The 255-nt window shown below is 54.9% G+C and carries 1 rRNA gene; it reads left to right on the top strand.

Annotated elements, in window-relative coordinates:
• A 16S ribosomal RNA gene (locus NNO03_RS22665) occupies positions 1-255 on the top strand; the annotation flags it as partial.

Genomic DNA, 255 nt, shown 5'->3' with positions numbered 1-255 from the left:
CGGTCCAGACTCCTACGGGAGGCAGCAGTGGGGAATATTGCACAATGGGCGCAAGCCTGATGCAGCCATGCCGCGTGTATGAAGAAGGCCTTCGGGTTGTAAAGTACTTTCAGCGAGGAGGAAGGTGTTGAGGTTAATAACCTCAGCAATTGACGTTACTCGCAGAAGAAGCACCGGCTAACTCCGTGCCAGCAGCCGCGGTAATACGGAGGGTGCAAGCGTTAATCGGAATTACTGGGCGTAAAGCGCACGCAG

The organism is Citrobacter sp. Igbk 16, assembly GCF_028069755.1.
Classification (GTDB): domain Bacteria; phylum Pseudomonadota; class Gammaproteobacteria; order Enterobacterales; family Enterobacteriaceae; genus Citrobacter.
The sequence above is the reverse complement of the archived record's forward strand: the minus strand, read 5'-3'. Positions and strand labels throughout refer to the sequence as shown.